Annotated in this window: 14 protein-coding genes; 3 read left to right on the top strand and 11 right to left on the bottom strand. The window is 51.6% G+C overall.

Translation table 11 applies throughout. The features are described 5' to 3' along the window. Positions 1-81 precede the first annotated feature (81 nt). The gene (locus tag McpCs1_RS01870; protein WP_338095545.1) at positions 82-2682 is read right to left on the bottom strand and encodes a valine--tRNA ligase; all 2601 of its coding nucleotides are present in this window, start codon (positions 2680-2682) and stop codon (positions 82-84) included. Between the two features lie 361 nt (positions 2683-3043). On the opposite strand from McpCs1_RS01870, the gene McpCs1_RS01865 reads away from it, so the two are divergent. After that, complete coding sequence (locus McpCs1_RS01865; protein WP_338095544.1) at positions 3044-3598, top strand: flavodoxin family protein; 555 nt, start codon at positions 3044-3046, stop codon at positions 3596-3598. Between the two features lie 339 nt (positions 3599-3937). On the opposite strand, the gene McpCs1_RS01860 is transcribed toward McpCs1_RS01865, so the two are convergent. The 3 genes from McpCs1_RS01860 to McpCs1_RS01850 are packed head-to-tail and all read right to left on the bottom strand — an operon-like array spanning position 3938 to position 7031. Beyond that, entirely contained in the window at positions 3938-5176 is a 1239-nt protein-coding gene (locus tag McpCs1_RS01860) for an ABC transporter permease (protein WP_338095543.1), read from the bottom strand. Further along, positions 5169-5849 (bottom strand): ABC transporter ATP-binding protein, encoded by a 681-nt coding sequence (locus McpCs1_RS01855; protein ID WP_338095542.1) that lies wholly within the window; start codon positions 5847-5849, stop codon positions 5169-5171. The genes McpCs1_RS01860 and McpCs1_RS01855 overlap by 8 nt, the downstream gene beginning before the upstream one ends. A gap of 3 nt (positions 5850-5852) precedes the next feature. Continuing rightward, positions 5853-7031 (bottom strand): COG1361 family protein, encoded by a 1179-nt coding sequence (locus McpCs1_RS01850; protein ID WP_338095541.1) that lies wholly within the window; start codon positions 7029-7031, stop codon positions 5853-5855. Positions 7032-7182: 151 nt separating this feature from the next. Between McpCs1_RS01850 and McpCs1_RS01845 the strand changes: the two genes are divergently transcribed. Next, the gene (locus tag McpCs1_RS01845) at positions 7183-7680 is read left to right on the top strand and encodes a tetratricopeptide repeat protein (protein ID WP_338095540.1); all 498 of its coding nucleotides are present in this window, start codon (positions 7183-7185) and stop codon (positions 7678-7680) included. A 2-nt stretch (positions 7681-7682) separates the two neighbouring features. Here McpCs1_RS01845 and McpCs1_RS01840 read toward each other — a convergent pair whose 3' ends face one another. The 5 genes from McpCs1_RS01840 to endA all read right to left on the bottom strand — a co-directional run bounded on the left by McpCs1_RS01840 (position 7683) and on the right by endA (position 14556). Beyond that, on the bottom strand, positions 7683-8780 hold the full coding sequence (locus McpCs1_RS01840; RefSeq protein WP_338095539.1) for a transglutaminase-like domain-containing protein: 1098 nt from the start codon (positions 8778-8780) through the stop codon (positions 7683-7685). 432 nt (positions 8781-9212) lie between these two features. Then, positions 9213-10826: a phenylalanine--tRNA ligase subunit beta gene (gene pheT, locus McpCs1_RS01835; protein ID WP_338095538.1), complete on the bottom strand. Its 1614-nt coding sequence runs from the start codon at positions 10824-10826 to the stop codon at positions 9213-9215. 2 nt (positions 10827-10828) lie between these two features. Then, complete coding sequence (pheS, locus tag McpCs1_RS01830; RefSeq protein WP_338095537.1) at positions 10829-12253, bottom strand: phenylalanine--tRNA ligase subunit alpha; 1425 nt, start codon at positions 12251-12253, stop codon at positions 10829-10831. 2 nt (positions 12254-12255) lie between these two features. Further along, complete coding sequence (locus McpCs1_RS01825; protein ID WP_338095536.1) at positions 12256-13512, bottom strand: tryptophan--tRNA ligase; 1257 nt, start codon at positions 13510-13512, stop codon at positions 12256-12258. Between the two features lie 21 nt (positions 13513-13533). Continuing rightward, positions 13534-14556: a tRNA-intron lyase gene (gene endA / locus McpCs1_RS01820; protein ID WP_338095535.1), complete on the bottom strand. Its 1023-nt coding sequence runs from the start codon at positions 14554-14556 to the stop codon at positions 13534-13536. Positions 14557-14850: 294 nt separating this feature from the next. Here endA and McpCs1_RS01815 point away from each other — a divergent pair, with 294 nt between their 5' ends. Beyond that, positions 14851-16155: a hypothetical protein gene (locus McpCs1_RS01815; protein WP_338095534.1), complete on the top strand. Its 1305-nt coding sequence runs from the start codon at positions 14851-14853 to the stop codon at positions 16153-16155. Positions 16156-16498: 343 nt separating this feature from the next. On the opposite strand, the gene McpCs1_RS01810 is transcribed toward McpCs1_RS01815, so the two are convergent. Beyond that, positions 16499-17278, bottom strand: coding sequence for a transcriptional factor MsvR (locus McpCs1_RS01810; RefSeq protein WP_338095533.1), 780 nt, complete (start codon positions 17276-17278; stop codon positions 16499-16501). Positions 17279-17385: 107 nt separating this feature from the next. Then, complete coding sequence (gene fae / locus McpCs1_RS01805; protein WP_338095532.1) at positions 17386-17931, bottom strand: formaldehyde-activating enzyme; 546 nt, start codon at positions 17929-17931, stop codon at positions 17386-17388. Positions 17932-18084: the final 153 nt, after the last annotated feature.

The following is an 18084-nucleotide window of genomic DNA, read 5'->3' as shown; positions in this document are numbered from 1 at the left end:
TCTGCGATAATTTTTTCAGAAAAATTTCCGTATGTTCTGATTTTTCGTGGGCGGAGCGACGAAACAAAAAAGTGAAAACGATCAGGCCTTTCTGATCGTAATGATCGCGTCATCAACCATGATCACATCAACCGCCATGCCGGAGACCGAGTAGACATACGAAGTGGTCCATGCATTCTCCGGCACCGCAGTCTCCTCACCGTCAACGATGACGACCGCGGGCGGAGTAATCTTCTCGGTATCAGAAAGTGCATTTACCGCTGCCATGAATGCACCTGCTTTGCCGCGGAGAGTTTTTCCGACAACTCCCTTGTTGAACACCACGTCGCCGACGGTCTTCTCAAGCTTTGGCTCTTCCGCCTTCCATGCCACCTGGGCATTTACCGTGCGGCCGAGATCGCCTGCGTCGTCAACATTGTGCGACGGCGTGTAGATGGTGATGTCACCAAGCGGTGCATTGAGGGCGAGTCCCTCGTCATGCTTGTACTTGCGCAGCACACCAACGATTTTCACTACAAGGTCGCCGTCACGCATGGCGTCTGCGTCGACGTATGAGAAATCGCTCCATGGGTGATCAACGATTCTCGCACCGCCGGAGAGATGGTGGTAACACTCCTGTGCGAAGAACGGAATGTAGGGGGAGAGCATCGTGCACAGGGCGTCCACCGTGGTCCTGAGCGTGTAAACCGCACCGGCACGGTCAGGGTCCTCGCTGTAGAGTCTGCCTTTCACAAACTCCAGATACTCATCGGCAAGCACGTTCCATGCAAAGTCGCGGATCAGCTTCAGGCCTTTGTCGAAGAGATAATTCTCCATAGCGTCTGTAACTTCAGCGATCGTGTGCGAAAGGTTTGCAAGCATCCAGCGGTCGATGAGAGTTGCCGGACCGTTTGTCTCCGGAACAGCGGTCTCCTTGTTGATCTGCATCAAGGAGAACCTGACAATGTTCCACATTTTTGTCTGGAATCTGGATGCTGCGACCACATCATTCCAGTTGAACTGAATGTCCTGACCGGTTGAGGAGCCCGCAGCTGCCCACTGACGAAGCGCGTCAACACCGTACGGACCCATGACGTCTTCAGGACCGATCACATTGCCGCGCGACTTCGACATCTTGAAGCCGTCCTCGCCAAGCACCATGCCGTTGATCAGAATGCCGTCCCACGGCTTTTCGCCGGTGAGCGCGATGCTGCGGAGGATGGTGTAGAATGCCCATGTCCGAATGATGTCATGACCCTGCGGGCGAATCTGTGACGGGAAGAACGGCGGTTTTCCGGATCCGTCCCAGCCGGTGATATGCAGGTCGGTGATGGATGAGTCCATCCAGGTGTCGAGCACATCGGTCTCGCCGGTGAACGAGGTGCCGCCGCATTTCGGGCAGGCATGCTTTGGTTTGTCAACGGTCGGGTCAATGGGGAGGTCTGCTTCATCAGGGAGAATGGTCTCGCCGCAGTGATCACAGAACCAGACCGGAATCGGGGTGGCGAACAGCCGCTGTCGGGAAATGCACCAGTCCCACTCCATCTGTTCAGCCCAGTTCTCCAGCCGCTGCAGCATGTGTTCGGGATACCATTTGATCTCGCGGGCGGTTTTGACGATCTCATCACCCTTGACTCTGACAAACCACTGGCGTTCAGAAAGAATTTCAATCGGAGTCTTGCATCTCCAGCAACCGCCGACACGCTGATCGATCTGTTTCTGGCTCTTGAGGATGCCAAGTGCTTTCATGTCTGCAAGGATTGCCTCGCGGCATGCCTTTGAGGTCATTCCCTGGTACTTGCCGCAGATTGCGGTCATGGTTCCATTTGTAGACAGAGCTTTCCGAAGCGGCAGGTGATGCTTCTTCCACCAGAACACGTCGGTCTTGTCACCAAACGTACAGATCATCACGGCACCTGATCCGAAGTTCATGTCAACGGCATCGTCTGCGATGATGGTTACGTCGTGGCCGAAGATGGGGACGCGGAGAGTTTTTCCAACACTGTTCGTGTAGCGCTCGTCGTCCGGGTGGACGGCAACGGCGACACAGGCGGCAAGCAGTTCAGGGCGCGTGGTTGCGATCTCAAGTCCGTCGAAGTCGAAGAAGTTGAGGAGTGTGGTTCCTTCGTAGTAGGATACTTCGGCGAATGCGATCGCAGTTTCGCAGCGGGTGCAGTAGTTTACCGGGTGCTCGTCCTGATAGATGTAGCCGTCTTTGAGCATGCGCAGGAACGAGAGCTGGGTTTTGCCGTAGTAGTACGGCTCCATGGTGATGTATTCGTTGCTCCAGTCAACCGAGAACCCCATGGTCCGAAGCGACTGGCGCATTGCTGCGATGTTTTCTACGGTGAGCTCGCGGCACATGCGGCGGAACTCTTCACGGGAGACATCATTTTTGGTGATGTTGTGGGTCTCTTCGACTTTGACCTCGGTCGGGAGGCCGTGACAGTCCCAGCCCTGCGGAAACATGACATTGTAGCCGGTCATGCGCTTGTAGCGCGCGATGATGTCCATGTAGACCCAGTTTAATGCGTGGCCGATGTGGAGTTTGCCGGTCGGGTACGGCGGCGGAGTATCAATTACGTATTGGGGTTTTTTCGATTGGGTATCGAAGTAAAAATCGCTATCATTCCATTCGCCCAGCCACCGCTTTTCCACGGCGGCAAAGTCGTATGTTTTGGGAAGCTCCTCTGGGAGTGACATCTGCAGTAGTTTTTGTTTTTCTTTCCATTTGATTGTTATGAGAGAGCAGGGTTTTGCCCATTAATTCGTTTATTGGCAACTAACGTTCATCGTAGCTCCGCCCACGGAAAAACGGAACACACTGAACTCCACGGAAAAACATCACGGAGTAGACGTGAACATCACGGAACTCAGATTTGAAACGATATTTCTGTGATGTTCACGCCTCTCAGTGATGTTTTTTTCTGTGAAATTTTCTACGTGTTTCGTTTTTCCGTGGGAGATCAGGAATTAATAGGCGACACCAGAAAACCTGACAGCGCACATGCGGCAGTGTCAGAATACACAAACTAATTACGGACTCCAAAGAAAAATAAGAGACATGACAAAGATTCTCGGTATTTGCGGTTCAGCTGCACCGAAAAGCAGTACAAAAAAACTGATCGAGACTGCCCTCAACGCGGCGAAGAGTGCGGGAGCAGAGGTTGAGTTCATCGATGCGGCAAAGATGAATATTCACGGTTGCATGGGATGCCTTGCCTGCAAAGCGGATCAGGCGAAGATGTGCACGCAGAAAGATGACATGACCCCGCTGTATGACAAGATCAATGCTGCTGATGCGATCATTATCGGCTCACCGATTTACTTTGGCGAAAACACGGGTCAGATCAAATGCTTCATCGACCGGCTGTATGCATTCCTCGGGCCTGAGGGTTCGAGAATGAAGCCCGGCAAAAAAACAGTGGCGATCATTACCCAAGGGTATGATGATGAAAAGGCGTATGCACAGTGTGCGAACACGCTTGTTGGCGGCTTTAGTTACTTGGGCGCAAGCGTCGGGGAGCCGCTGATTGTGGGCGGTCTGCACGCGGCAGACGATCTGAAACCTGAGTCGCTTGCAGCGGCAAAAACACTCGGCAAGAAACTTGCAGAGTAAAAATACTTTTTTTTTGTTTGAAATAACCACGGAATACACAGAAATATCACGGAGCTTCACTGAATGCACGGAGAACGCCTGCGGCGCCGGAATGCACGGAAAGATTTCCGAGACAATTAATTCTCTTTTACTCCCTCAAAATATGAAAAATATATTCCGTGCATTCCGGCGCCGCAGGCGTTCTCCGTGCATTTTCATTTTTCCGTGAAGTTCTGTGTGCTCTGTGCATTCCGTGGTTACTCCAAGCGCGGCCAAAGACAGAAAATCTCAAATAATGAAACTCATCACCGCGTAAGTCCGATTTTAAAAACGAACAGAAAATCAGATCAATAAAAAAAATTAATCCGAAGCCAGTGCTTCCACCGGATTCAGATTTGCCGCTTTCCATGCCGGATACAATCCAGACAGCAGACAGACGGCAATGCCAATGATGATGCCGTACGGAATGTAGACGAGAACCGCCGGAGTAAACATCAGGGCGATGTTGCCAAACAGCAGACCAATCACCACCGCCGACGCACCGGCACTCAATATTCCGCCGATCAGCGCCCCGATCAGACCGATGATTATTGCTTCATACAGAAACATCAGCAACACCTGACTGCGGAGCGTTCCGATACTGCGAAGAATACCAATCTCGCGGATACGCTCGTTCACACTCATCAGCATCACATTGAAGATTGCAATCGCGGCAACTAACAGGGAAATTCCGCCGATAGCCATAAGGAACAGAGAGATCATGCCAAGACCCTCCTGCATCGCCGCAGCAAACTGCCGGGCATCAAGGATGCTCACACGATCATCTGTCTTCCGGTCAGCACGACCGTTCAGCCGTTTCTCAATCGCCTCAACCATCGGATCAAGATTATCCAGATTGCCGGTCTTCACCATGGCAGAGGTGTAGAGTTTATGAGTACTCGCCATAGACTCAAACCATGTTGCAGTTCCGACAATCGCCCGATCCGTTGAAAACGTCAGTGACATACCGGAATTTTCCATGATACCAACAACACGCACAGCCGTTGTCGCACCATTTTTATCAGTCATCATCAGACGACTGCCGATGCGGAGATCATAATCATCAGCGAGCTTCTGGCCAATCAGAACCCCTTCTGTACTGCGGGGAGTTTTACCGCTGGAGATCGTCACAAGATCAGGGATATCACCAGGTTCAAGACCATAAACCGATGCCGAAAACCCGTCCTTGCCTGAAGTAATCGACTTACTTCCCCGATACATAGGAATCAATGAATAGTCACTCGTGACCGTTCGTATGGCAGCCTCAATATCTCGGAGATCCTTGGAGGAAAGACCATTCACAGAAACTCCGTCCACTATTTTTTCATCCGCTGAAGAAATCGTCAATGAGTTCGTCGAAGACGACAAAATCGATGTCATATCCGAAGAAAACGCAGCACCCATCATACCAAGCGACGTAATCGCAACAACGCCGATGATGATGCCAACCATCGAGAGAAGCGACCGCAGAAAATTCAGCCGAAGGTTGCGTATCGAAAGCTCAAAAATAATCGGAGAAATGAGCTTGCCCACAACAGAGGCGGAGGACGTTTTACTCATTCACAATTTCCCCGTCACGGATAACGATCGTCCGACGTGCATACTTTGCCGTGTTCGGATCATGGGTGACCATCACAATCGTTCTGCCTTTGCTGTTCAGATCCTGCAGCAGCTCCATGATCTGCTGACTCATCTTGGAATCCAGATTTCCGGTCGGCTCATCACAAAGAAGAAGAGCAGGGTCGTTGGCAAGCGCTCGCGCAATTGCCACACGCTGCTGCTGACCACCGGAGAGTTCAAACGGAGTGTGGGTCATCTTCTGCTCGTCAATGCCCACCAGTCCCAGAAGCTCTTTTGGTCTACCGGTGTCATCGCGCTTGCCGTACTTGAGAATCATCGGGTACTCCACATTCTCGTATGCGGTCAGAAGACCGATCAGATTGAACTTCTGGAAGATGAAACCGATCCGGTCACGACGGTGCTCGGTCAGCTCATCATCAGTCATCTCCTTGATGCTCCGGCCATCGATGTACATCTCTCCGGCCGTCGGCACGTCAAGACAGCCGATCATATTCATCAGTGTTGACTTGCCCGAACCTGACGGACCCATGATAGCCACGAACTCTCCTTTCATCACTGAGAAGGTAACGCCGTTTAAGGCATGTACATCGCCTGCCGGCATGTGATAGACCTTATACACATCAACAAGCTCAACTACGGGAACGTCTGACATGATTTATTTCTTCCTCAGATCCGTCAGCAGTCCGCGACGCCATGCGACGACCGCGCAGACACCGATCAGAAGAATTACCACGACCGCAACTACAGCGCCGGCGGGGAATCCCTCGTCTGCTGTTGCATTGCCGGACACAATCACGCCGCTCAGAGTCACCTGAACGGTTGACTGATAGGGGTTGCCGTCCGCATCTTTGTACGAGACCAGAAGGTCGACAGTGCCGGACTCAGGGTTCGTGAAGGTGACATCGAATTCTGCGATTCCGTCCGGTTCAAGCGAACCTACCACATAACTCTCCATAGGAGCGACCGGTGTTGCTTTCCCTGTTGTTACGATGATGGACTTTGCGTCTTCAAGTCCTGCGTTGTTGACATCGCCTGTGATCTGATAGTAGGTTCCTTTGTTGAGAACCTCGATGTTGTTGAGAACCATCTCAGCACGGACTTTGCGCTCTCCAAGAGCGACCGGAATCTCTACAGAGTTGGTGTGGAGGTTTTGACCGTTGCGGTAGCTGACATCAAAGGAGATGTCGGTCGGTTTATCAACGACTACGGTGAGATTTGCATCCACGTACTGATCAGGATCAAGTTTTCCAACAAAATAAGTAGTCTGTTTGGAAGAAACTCCGTCGCCTGAAACCGTGATCTGAATACCGTTCAGACTGTTGGCACGCGGGTTTCCAACACGCACGGTGACCTTCTCATTTCTGCTTTCGCCAAATGCATCAGGCTGGTCGATCAGTGCGACCGAAAGCTGAGTGTCGTCAACTCGGACGGCAAACGTGTACTTGAGACTGCTGAGTCCTGCATTGAGGAAGTCGAGATACAGCATCGGATAATAGGTGCCGACCTGACCACGGGAAGTAATCGGGAACGTGAACGTCATTTCATCGCCCGGACCAAGCATGCCCACACTGTTGTAGGCTTTTGCTTCAGGAGAGTAAACTTCATTCACACCCATAATCAGCGCACGACCGATGGATACCGAGGTCGTGCCGGAATTTTTGATGACTGCGGTTACCGTTGCGGTGTCGCCGGGCATGAGAACTTCAGGGTCCATGGTGAGGCTGATTACAGATACCTGTCCTGTGGTTTCAGCGGCCGCAGCAGAAGAGAGACCACCCGTCATCAACAGGAAGAGAACGAGCGCTCCGATCAGGAGAGTGTGTGAATATTTCATTGTTGGGTGTCTTATTTCTCCTGAATGTATAACATGTTTTCCATATTGTGGATGCCCGACAACCCTAATAACATTCAGAACCAACTGGTTAGTATGAATTCCTGTGCCACCTGTGCTACTGCATATCTGTTGGCAGGTCTCGTTGCGGGGGATGGTTTTGACTGCTGATGAATTTTTTCAGAACGGGATGAAGGAGTACCTGAACCGCAATTTTGCAGGAAGTGTTGAGTGGTTTTCTCAGGCGATCCAAGAAAATTCTGAGAATGTAAACTATTACTATTACCGGGGAATCGCGTATCAGGAGATGGGCGAGTTCTCCAAAGCGGTTGCTGATTATACCGAGGCGCTGACTCGGTTCTCAGGATGTGTTCCTATCCGCTACAACCGGGCAGAGATCTGCAGAAAGCTGGGGCATGCCGACCGGGCGGCAGAGGATCTGACGTACATCATTGTGCATGCAGACAGAGCAAAAGGCGAGGGACACTGGCTGGCACTCGCCTATCTGGAGCGCGGACTTGCACGCATCGACTGCGGGGACTTGACAAAAGGTCTGACTGACTTTGGAAAGGCGGAAGGGCTGGCAAAAGAGCTTGATGATAAGATTCTTCTCGCACAAATTGCAGACGAGCTGGAAAAAAGCGGGTTGTAAGATCACAGTTGCAGATTTTGTATTTTTGCAGAGACCGATCTCCGGTCGAGTCTGTTATGCTGAATAAATCCGGCGACTGCGGCGAGTCTGTTATATTCGTCAACTACCGCATTATATCGCTCAATTTGCTTCGCGAGGTTAGCGACCCCCGCATTATGCGAGGCTACGGCTTCCTTGTATGAGGCATATTTTGTTGCGAACTGCCCCGCGTCGCTGGAAAGTTTTGCGGTTTCTGCTTCAAGAGTTGTAAGTGCGTCTCGCGAGGAGGCGAGCGCTTCTTTTTCGCGGGTGATTTTTTCCTCCTGGGTTTTGATCATCACCACGAGATCGCCGGCCTCGGAGAGTTTCTCTTTGAGTACAGACCTGACAGCGAGAATCCGGGAGATTTCGGCAATGCTTCCGTACCTCTTTGAGCCGTGACCGACAAAGAACACTTTTGGGCGTGAGGCAAGAGTCCGCATGCTGCCGTCACCTGCGGGAAACTCTCCCTCGGCATCCCCCACATAGCTGATTGCCGTTGACTCAATCACCGCACAGCCGCATCCCCGGAAGTCGTAACCGTTCGGAACCGGAATTCCTACAGCAACATGATTTTCTGCGGTGAACTGTAAGACCGCGACCGCATATCCCTCATGTGAGAGGAGACCTGCAAGAAGCAGGGATTTGTCACTACAAATGCCGTGGGCGTCAACAACGGTCTCTACAGGAAATCTGGGTGCACGATCGATTGAGGCAACTTTTTCGGTGTCATAGGGAATCGACTGCACGAATGCTGCGAGCATCTCAAGATAGTCGTCGTCATCATAGTTCTGGGCCGATCGGATTTTTCGCATGCCGGACAGCAGCGTCCGGTAAAAGGAGACAAGGGAAGGGTCTTCGACGAACGCTGCATAATAGCCTGCAAGCCAGGCGTCCCCGATGCCTGTCGGGACTCGTGCGGATTTTCCTGATGATTTTGCTCCTTCGTAAAGTGAACTGGGAACTGAGATAGTAAAACTGTGGTTTAAGTGGCGGAACGGAAAGGTGATCCTGACAGATTTGTCTCCGGATGTTTCTATCGGAGTTATGGATGGATAGATCACGTTTTTTGCAGGCCGCATGCTTTTCCTACATTGGGAGTTGAGGAATGTTGAATGTTGTCAAAGGGGGAGTGGAGGTTCATTTGGTTTGTCCTCGGGTGTTTCGGAAAATTTCATGAGGAATTATTATGAAAAAACGATTCTCGTACTACCCTGCCAGTCGATGATCAAGAGTCAATGATCAAGAGTTGATCACACCATTCCAAAAAAATCAGATCGAGAAATCCCCGCGTCTCTCCTCTCGCACGAGAAGTGACGCTCTCCCGCTGTCTTGTTGTTTATGTATAGAACTAATTTATAATAAACCCGCACAATTTCCTGATTAAAAAAATGAAAAAAATGAGAAAACAAAAAATGATGGTATCACTCATCTCCCCAACAGTGATCAACTCTTGATCGTTGACTCTTGATCATTGACTCATGACCACCAATAATCCCTAATCCGAAAAAAAGTTAGAGCAGACCGGAAAGGTCCATCTCAAACGCTGCGACTGGATGCTCAAGACCAAACGCCACCAAAACATCTGGACTTACCTCGCCGAACATACCGATTTTTTTCCCGTCCACATACACATCGCCGCGTCGGCCGTCAAGGAACGCCGGGTCACTTGACTCGCGCACCACATACGTCAGCGACATCATTCGGCAGAACGAGTCAACCACCGCATAAATCTCTGAAAAGTCCGCCGCATTGTGAATCGAGGCAGCTGCCATCTTCGGATACGTCACAAGGTTCTCCACCACATCACCACAGGCGAAAATCTTCTGCGGCAACTCGCGGGACCGGTTCAGGGAGAGCGAGTCCATTAACATCGGCAGAATATCGGTTCTGATGATCGTCTGATCCTCACTGATCGGATGCAGCACATGAAGCGCCGCAGGATTTTCCGGCCGCTTCATCATCTCATACGACACCTTTCCGCTCGTCAACGTAAACGGCGTGTTTTCCGTGTAGGACATGCCGATCATGACACTCCTCACAAGGCTGTAGATCTCCTGAACCGGATGAGGCTTGCCCACCGTAAATGTCGGCGGCAGGCTTGCCGGAATCTTATCATACCCGTACGCGATTGCCGCGTCCTCGTAGATGTCATGGTCATGCATGATGTCTGCACGATAGCAGGGAATCGTGACGCGAACGTGATCGGCGTCCACAACCTCAGCACCGAACCGCATCCGTTCAAGAAGAGCTTTCATTTCTTTGGCATCAATGCTGATGCCGACAAGAGCATTGCACTCAGAGACCGAGACCGTGCGCTCCGCAGGAGCAAGAGTTGGCACTGCTGTTCCTTCCACATCCACCGATTCAATGGTTGCGCCCATCTCCACCATTGCGGCGCAGATGATATTCACCGCAACCATCACCGCACGCGGCTCAATACCGGTCACGTCCAGCAGAATATTTTTCGTTGCTTCGGTCACACGAGTGAGTTCTCCGTTGATGATCGGCGGGAACGAACAGACATTGCCCTTGGCATCAAGAATCAGCGGGAAGAGCGGCAAGTCTTCGACAATTTTTGCGTACGCCTTTCCCTTCGGATGCTCGGCAAGAATTCTGTCCATCGACATTGGCTCGCTGTAGTCAAGCGGGACAAAGCTCGTCGACCGCTCGGCTGCAATGTACGAGAACGGAGCCGTGATGGTATCAAGATCATGCACACCGATGGCGACTTTTTTGCGGCCGCGGCCTACTGCCCAGTGCAGGGACTCCTGTAGGCCCATCAGCGACTCAATCATCGCATTGTCCATTTTGACGTTTCGAATAACCGCTGAGCCGAGATAGGGACGGATACTTTTCAGTTTCGGGTCGACTGAGAACTTCATCCCTGATGGTTTCACCGAGTAGGTTGGAAGACCGGTCTCGATACCGAGATATCCCCGCATTGCTCGTGCGGTTCCTTCTGCACTGTAAAGGTCGGGGCGGTTTGGGAAAAACTGAACATCAGTCTGATCCGCTTCCTCGCGTTCCACTTCAGAACCCATCATCGGCAGATTGTCGCGAATGGTTTTGATGTCGGTCTTCGTCAGCCGTTCAAGATAGGTATTGTTGAGTTTTACGACCGGCATGGTTACACCCTCCGAACCGGACTCGCACGAATCCAGTCAATGTCGCTGCGGTAGAGCTGGCGGAGATCTTTGAGACCCATCCGCAGCATCGAAACACGCGATACGCCAAGTCCCCATGCGAGGACCGGGCAGTCGATGCCCCAGGGTGCAGTGACTTCCTTTCTGAAGACGCCTGCACCGCCAAGCTCAACCCAGCCGAGGCCGTCGACCCAGACTTCCGGTTCAACGGACGGCTCGGTGTACGGGAAGTAGCCGGGTCGGAACCGGACCGACTCAAAGCCCATTCTGCCGAAGAACTCTTTGAAGAATCCAAGCAGATGACCAAACGTCAGGTCTTTGTCCATGACAATTCCTTCCAGCTGCTCAAACTCCGGCAAATGCGTCGGGTCGATGGTCTCGCGCCGGTAGACGCGGGAGATGGAGAATGCCTTGACTGGCGGGTTCGGGTTTCTCGCAAGATGCTGAATCGAGAGCGAGGTGCTGTGCGTCCGAAGAACACATTTTCTGGCAATGTCAGGACTCCAGTCGCCGCCCCATCCGGTTGAACCGGTTTGGCCTCCGGTCATGTGGATGTTTTTGATCTTCTCCCAGTCGGTTGGGAGGTCCATTTCTTCAGCGAGGTGGAAGGTGTCCTGCATCTCACGCGCAGGGTGGTCCTGCGGCTGGTAGAGGGAGTCAAAATTCCAGAATGCGTTCTGCACGATCGAGCCATGGAACTCGGTGAATCCCATTTCAAAGAGGAGAGTCCGGATTTCATCGAGAATCTGCTGGTTCGGGTGCACGCGTCCGCCGTAGATCTTCTTCGGCAGTTTGTCCACACTGTAGCGGCGAAGGGGAAGAGACTTCCACTCGCCTGAGAGAATTTGTTCGCTGGAGAGTGTTCCAATCTCCTCGCGGAGATCAAGACCCGCGGCAACGATTTCAGCGCCAGCAGGCGTGATGGAAACAGTCCACGAGACGCTCTCGAGAACTTCGGCAAGGCCGCGTTTGACCAGCTCGTTGCATCCTTCGGTTCCTGCGATTGGATTTTTCAGCGCGACTTCGTCAACGCCTTCGGATACGTCCGGAGTCGGGACGACCATACCTTTATCGATAACAATCCAGTTTTTCTTGCGTAGCCAGCCAACAGCAATCTTTGACAGCGGGTGCTTGGTGAGTTCTGCCATCGGAGTTGGTCCCTCGATGCTTGCAAGCACCTGTCGCTCGGGCAGCCCTTCGGCCGCATACTTTTTTCCTTCCTCGGTCAGGACGGCGGTCTCGACGACCGTTTTGTCAAGAGTGACCAGACCGCGGTCTGCACAGAGATGCGCCCACTGAATGACTGCTCCCTCAGGGGCATCAAGTTTTTCTGCGAGAGTGACCGCGTCCGCAGACTTGAGTTCTGCAAGCACACCAAGCACACGCTTTTCATTGATTGTGAGATCCATTTTCACCACTCCACCATGTGCGCCACTTCATCGCGCTTTTCCTTGAACTCGGCAAGGAACGTGCGGACACGTTCAAGCGTCTCCTTCTTACAGGTTCCGCACATCAGTTCACCGGCCTTGCAGGCGCGGCACATCTCAGCAAGCTCAGCGTCGCTCTCCTGCATATGGAATTTGTTCATCTGATAGATGGAACACTTCTCAGGCTCGCCTCCAAGCTGTTTCTGTTCTTCGAGCGTCTGGCGTCCTCCGGTGAGTGCACCCATGATCTTCTTTTTGACATCCTTATCAGGATCATCAAACCAGACCAGACTGTCAGGAACACTGGACGACATTTTGCCGCCCTGCAAACCCTGCAAAAAGCTGTGGTAGGTTGCAGACGGCAGTAAAAATCCAAACCCGCCGAACTCCTGCTCAATTCCGCGGACAATTGCGTCGGTCTCTGCAAGAGTGTGGCCTGCCGGGAGATCAACATGGGCTTCGTATTTTTTCGAACCAACAAACCGCTTCGCCACCGCATCAATCGCACCTTCGGGAGCGTTCTTTGATCTGATGCTGATATGGGTTCCGCGGTCTTCGACGAGAAACATTCTTAGAGAGTTCGTCACATCGCGGGTCAGCCGGATGTGCGGGTCCTGATCGATGCCAACCGGAACAACGGTTGGCGCAACTCCTGCAACCAGCTGCGGATAGAGAATGTCTGCAACCTGCATCGACACGCTGACGGCGTGCGCGAGCTCGGTCTCCGGCCCAAAGCCATAGATCGCCGAAAGTTCTGAGAAGTTGATCTTTGTTGCAGCTTCAAACGCGAGATCCTTGAGTTGATTATTGCGGCGCTGAGAGTATATTTCGCCTTCAAACCCGAGCGCATACAGGCATTCCATGTACTCGCGGGCGTATTTGTCACAGACATCCCATGAGAGACCGCGAACAGCGTGTGCCTCGCGGTCTGCCATGGAGATAAATCCCCTGCCGCCCTGCTGAATGTGCCAGACGACCTCCTTCATCACCATCAGGTGGCCGAAGTGCGGATGGCCGCTCGGCATAAAACCGGTCAGCACATGAAACGGTTTTTTCTCTGCCATTGCGTCAGCAACTGCGTCGTAACCACGGTGGCCTGCAACGATGTCGCGGCGGATAAAGACCGGTTGGTTATTGATTTTTTCTTTTACCGGTGCAAACGGTTCAATACCGAAGTCGGCAATCAGTCGGTTGATATCCATTTTGGGTGTACTTGACCAGGGGTTAATCTGTTCTGCCATAAATCTCACAATTGTTTTATGTTATAATTTCATACGGGCGAATTCGATGAAGACCATATCAGCGTCGTCAATGACTGCGAAGAGCATCTTCTTTTTCACACTGTGGGCGAGGCGGACCGAGCGAGAGATGAGGCTCATCGGCATGGTAAGGTCGTGCGGGCATGCATGCACCAGCATTTCTGAGTGTTTGCCTTCCTCAGTGTAGACGCGGAAGTGATGACCGTACTTGTAGCCGGTCCTTGGTGAGTAGCCGATGCTTCGAAGATGTCGGTAGACGATCATTTTGTCGGTGAACTCAGGATCATATGCCGCGGCATGGTTTGCGTATTCGCTTGCGGTCATCTCAGGAGACAGGGAAAGTTTTCCGATCTCCAGCAGCCAGCAGACTTCGACCGGTGCGAGGAACAGGCGCGATGCATCAAGCATTGTTCCGCACCAGAATTTTTTCAGCGTCTCGGTAATTCCTGAGCCGTCCTCAACAACATAGGCGGGCGCACCTGCAAAAATTGCGTGCGAGATTGGAAGATCTTCCACGCGACAGAATGACTCCTCTTTTGTTGTTGGTTTGCTGATTCTGATCTCATAGTAGGTTAGTTCATGCTCGTCGTCAACGACTGCGAGAAGGAACTGTTTTCGCATGTTTGATGCGGTCTGCGCCTCGCGCAGCACGATCGAGAGATCGATCATGTCGCGTTCGGAAAGTACCCGCAGCAGATATTTTGACTGGCCGTGCCCGGGGCGCTGTCCGCGGGGAAAGATGCGGTAGTCCTGCGGCCCGGTAGTGACCACGTAGCCGCGCTCGCGGATGTCGCGGTAGACGATGAAACTTCGGAGAAATCCGGGGGTGGCAGCGTTTACTGAGAGGAGATGATCAAATGACCAGCCGTCGATCTCAATTTTTCCGCGCGCAATAAGGTAGAGGGCTTCCTCTACGGCAAGCCTGAGTTTTCCGGTCTTTTCTATGCGGCCGTAGCCGCTCTGCTCATAAAAGACTGCGGCCTCCTGAGGTGCCTCAACCTTGGTGCCATCGAATTCTGCCTTCACGCGGGTATAAGTTTGTTCTCTGAAATCATTAAAGAGGTCGTCTCAACGTTTTTACATCTTTCATTTTGAGCAGCCCACGGAAAAGCGGAACACGCGGAAAAAAACATCACGGAGCAGACGTGAACATCACAAAAATGAATTATTATCGAATTCCATGATGTTCACGTCTACTCCGTGATGTTTTTTTCTGTGGCATTCAGTGTGTTCCGTTTTTCCGTGGGCGACTCACGATTAAACATGCGACGCCCGACACTCCACAAAGATACTAATACCCTAACGTAAAAGATACTATACATGATCAAATACGTAAAGGCATTTTTTGTTCTGATGCTGATGGCGGTCGTATGCTGCGGGGGAGCCTCCGCAAGCATCGTTGAGGATCTCAACGTGACCTATCAGCTGGACGGAACCTACATCAATGCAGATGCTGTTGCTCCGATAAGTGGAGGAGGATTTTTCCTCGGGATGACCAACAGCTCAGGAGCAGTGCTTCTGAAGACCGATAATGCAGGTAAGGAGATCTGGCGGAGCTATCTCACGGGAGAGAGTGTCAGGTCAGTTGTTGCTCTGGATGACGGAGGATGCGTTCTTACTACCATAACCAGAACGGTTGACGGCTCTCCTGAGGAAGGCTACACCTTCGGCGGCAACACAACAATTGTCAGAGTTGACAGTAAAGGAAATGTTGTCTGGGAGTCGCCGCTTGCAGATACCGGCGCAGGCGACATTGCGGTTTCAGGCGGAAAAATCTACTTTGCCGGATGGTTCTGGGAAACCAACACCGGATTCACTCAGAGCTTCCTGCTCTCAAACGGTGCGCCGGGCAATGATCAGATCCGTCTTGGCAACGAGACCTCACCCATGATTCCGCTCGCGATGCTTCTTGAGGATGACGGAACGCTGGTTCTCACCGGAGGAACGACAGCATATCTCACTGAAGAGAGTATGTATGCCTGGATTGCAAAGGTGAAGGGCGGCATCATCCAGAGCGAGGGAGTTGTTCGAACCGGTAGTGCTGATCTCCTGTACGGCGAAGGCGCATGCGGATATGATATTACGAGAGCACATGACGGCGGCTACCTTGTTGTCGGATCCAATCCTCCGTTCGGTGTCACATGGGCATCAGGGCTTGGCTGGGCAGCGCATGTGAAAGCAGATCTCTCTGTTGCCTGGATCAATGAACTTCCCGGCTGTTATGTTCCCTACGCGGTCGTGCAGCTTGGTGACGGATACCTTGCCGCAGGAATGGACGGATATGATGATCCGGTCTGGCTAACGCTGTCGCTTGGCGGCGCAATCACAGAGCTTCAGAAAATATCCCAGAATGGAAAGACCTCGACATTCAATGATGCAGCATCCGTTTCGACCGGAAAGGCTGCACTGGTCGGATGGATTATGCCGGATAGCTCCTCCAAAGGTATTCTGATAACGCTCGTTGATACAGAGGTTCCTGTCGAGTCTGACAACACCGGACTTCTCATTGCCGGAGGAGTTATCTGTGTTATCATCATCGCAGGAGTTGTCTACTTCCTTGTGATCAGAAAACCTGCGGCAAAACCTGAGAAGAAATCTGCGAAGAAAAGCGGAAAGAAAAATTAATTTTTTTTGATAAGAGTTACGCGGTGATGAGTTTTATTTGTCCTTGGTCTCGCTTGAGGTAACCACGGAATGCACGGAAATTTCACGGAGCTTCACGGAAAATAAAAATGCACGGAGAACGCCTGCGGCGCCGGAATGCACGGAAAACATAAGGAGGTTGGCATCTCCAAATGATAACAGACACATATACTCATACCCTTAGTTTTTCTGTGCATTCCGGCGCCGCAGGCGTTCTCCGTGCATTTTTATTTTTCCGTGAAGCTCCGTGAAATTTCCGTGCATTCCGTGGTTGCTCCAAACAAAATCGCATGTCGCAGACTCACAACCGCGTAACACCTATTTTTCAAGAAATCACAACAGAATCCGGCAGCGTTACTTCAAAACAGCAGGCAGGGTATCCCTGAGCCATGCACTCGATCTCTTCCACCGTTACCGGCTGCTTGCCGAAATGGGCTGACAGCACTGCGGTGAGAATACCGCGCGAAATAACACAGCAAGCGCGCTCAACTTTCGGAAGCACCATGCACTCGTAGCATTTGTAGATCTCAAGCCGAAGCGGGGACATGGAACGAATCCGCATCTCGCCAAGGCCATACCTTGCCCAGAATTTGACGATGTTGTCAAGGGTTTTTTCAAGCGTGTTGCCAACAAGATACATCGACACCGACTCGCCCAGCATCTCGCCGCCGCGGATCATGATCGGATCGATTCTGATGCCTGCTTCGATGAGAGCCACCTGAATGATATGCGGAATTATCTGGCGGTAGTCCACATTATCGTATTTGATGTAACACTGGCGGATCAGTTCCCGGAACTCATTGTTGCCGGTCTGCCGGCATGGTTCGATGTCAGCGAGGTGCGATGACGTGAGATAGTAGGTCTTTTTTCGTGCATCGCCCGGAACTGCGTGAGAGGCGATGAGGCCAGCATCAATCAGAGAGTTCACGTGAACAGAGACCGTGGACTTGGAAAGAGAGGTATACTCCATAATCCGGGAGAAAGATACTTCTCCTTCATCCCTGATGAGAAAGAGAATATTATTTCGTACCGTACTCCTGATCGCAGTGACGGTTCCATCACTGGAAAATAATTTGAGAGGTTGGGAAATGTCGGATTCTGGCATAACACATCGGTGGTTTTGGAAAACCCAAAAAACCTAATTGGGAATATAATATGCCGCAGAGAGATAAGAAGTTTCGGAACTCTGCAAAGGATGAAAAAAAGAAAAAATTAATTAAATGGATGAACTGCCGAGTTTTTCTTGGCAAGAATTTCATCGATTTTCGGTTCTCCGGTGACCGCACGTTTGATGGCAAGTTTAGTTGCCTCATAGTTCCAGTCATGAACTTTCTTTTTGTCAACAGCGTCCCACTCGATGAAGACGGAGACGATGAGCAGCAGATCTTCTGCCTTGTCTTTGGGGATCACGCCTTCTTCAACCGAGTCCATGACAGCCATCGCAACCGCGTGCTGGGCGGGACCGAACATCATGACTGCCTGGCTTGCATTTTTGATGGTGACTTTGTTCACCATCAAAGTTGATGGTTTTGGCGGAAGGTTCGGAGTAACAACCGCAAGGAGCGGGGTGTGGCCTTTCTGCGGGGATGCAAGCGCACTGACAAATGCGTGCTCTACAGAACTTCCTTTCGGCCCCATCACCAGATCAATGTGTGCCACTTCAGCACCCTCACCGACCAGTGCTTCGCCAAACATTACACGAGTAAACGGAGAAATAACTCCGCCTACGGCATTATCAACACTTTGTAAAAATCCCATTTTTTTCTATCCTCGTTTCTGTGGTACTCTGTTACTATGAGACCGGAAGTTGAAATATTTGTTCATCGGGGACAGTCTTATATTGGGGCAGAACGGGCAACGAAGTTTCATCACGACATTGGATAAATTCAATTGATAAATTTTAAAAACCGA

Origin of the sequence: Methanorbis rubei (assembly GCF_032714495.1) — an archaeon.
GTDB lineage: Archaea > Halobacteriota > Methanomicrobia > Methanomicrobiales > Methanocorpusculaceae > Methanocorpusculum > Methanocorpusculum rubei.
Note: the sequence above shows the minus strand (reverse complement) of the source record. Positions and strands in the feature narration are given on the sequence as shown.

Coding starts and splice junctions, on each gene's coding strand:
- fae (WP_338095532.1), bottom strand. CDS start 17,931: ATGGGATTTTTACAAAGTGTTGATAATGCCGTAGGCGGAGTTATTTCT.
- pheS (WP_338095537.1), bottom strand. CDS start 12,253: ATGGATCTCACAATCAATGAAAAGCGTGTGCTTGGTGTGCTTGCAGAA.
- pheT (WP_338095538.1), bottom strand. CDS start 10,826: ATGCCGGTCGTAAAACTCAACAATACCTATCTTGAACGGCTGACGAAG.
- McpCs1_RS01860 (WP_338095543.1), bottom strand. CDS start 5,176: ATGAGTAAAACGTCCTCCGCCTCTGTTGTGGGCAAGCTCATTTCTCCG.
- McpCs1_RS01840 (WP_338095539.1), bottom strand. CDS start 8,780: ATGCGGCCTGCAAAAAACGTGATCTATCCATCCATAACTCCGATAGAA.
- McpCs1_RS01825 (WP_338095536.1), bottom strand. CDS start 13,512: ATGGCAGAACAGATTAACCCCTGGTCAAGTACACCCAAAATGGATATC.
- McpCs1_RS01855 (WP_338095542.1), bottom strand. CDS start 5,849: ATGTCAGACGTTCCCGTAGTTGAGCTTGTTGATGTGTATAAGGTCTAT.
- McpCs1_RS01850 (WP_338095541.1), bottom strand. CDS start 7,031: ATGAAATATTCACACACTCTCCTGATCGGAGCGCTCGTTCTCTTCCTG.
- McpCs1_RS01810 (WP_338095533.1), bottom strand. CDS start 17,278: ATGCCAGAATCCGACATTTCCCAACCTCTCAAATTATTTTCCAGTGAT.
- McpCs1_RS01865 (WP_338095544.1), top strand. CDS start 3,044: ATGACAAAGATTCTCGGTATTTGCGGTTCAGCTGCACCGAAAAGCAGT.
- McpCs1_RS01815 (WP_338095534.1), top strand. CDS start 14,851: ATGATCAAATACGTAAAGGCATTTTTTGTTCTGATGCTGATGGCGGTC.
- McpCs1_RS01870 (WP_338095545.1), bottom strand. CDS start 2,682: ATGTCACTCCCAGAGGAGCTTCCCAAAACATACGACTTTGCCGCCGTG.
- McpCs1_RS01845 (WP_338095540.1), top strand. CDS start 7,183: ATGGTTTTGACTGCTGATGAATTTTTTCAGAACGGGATGAAGGAGTAC.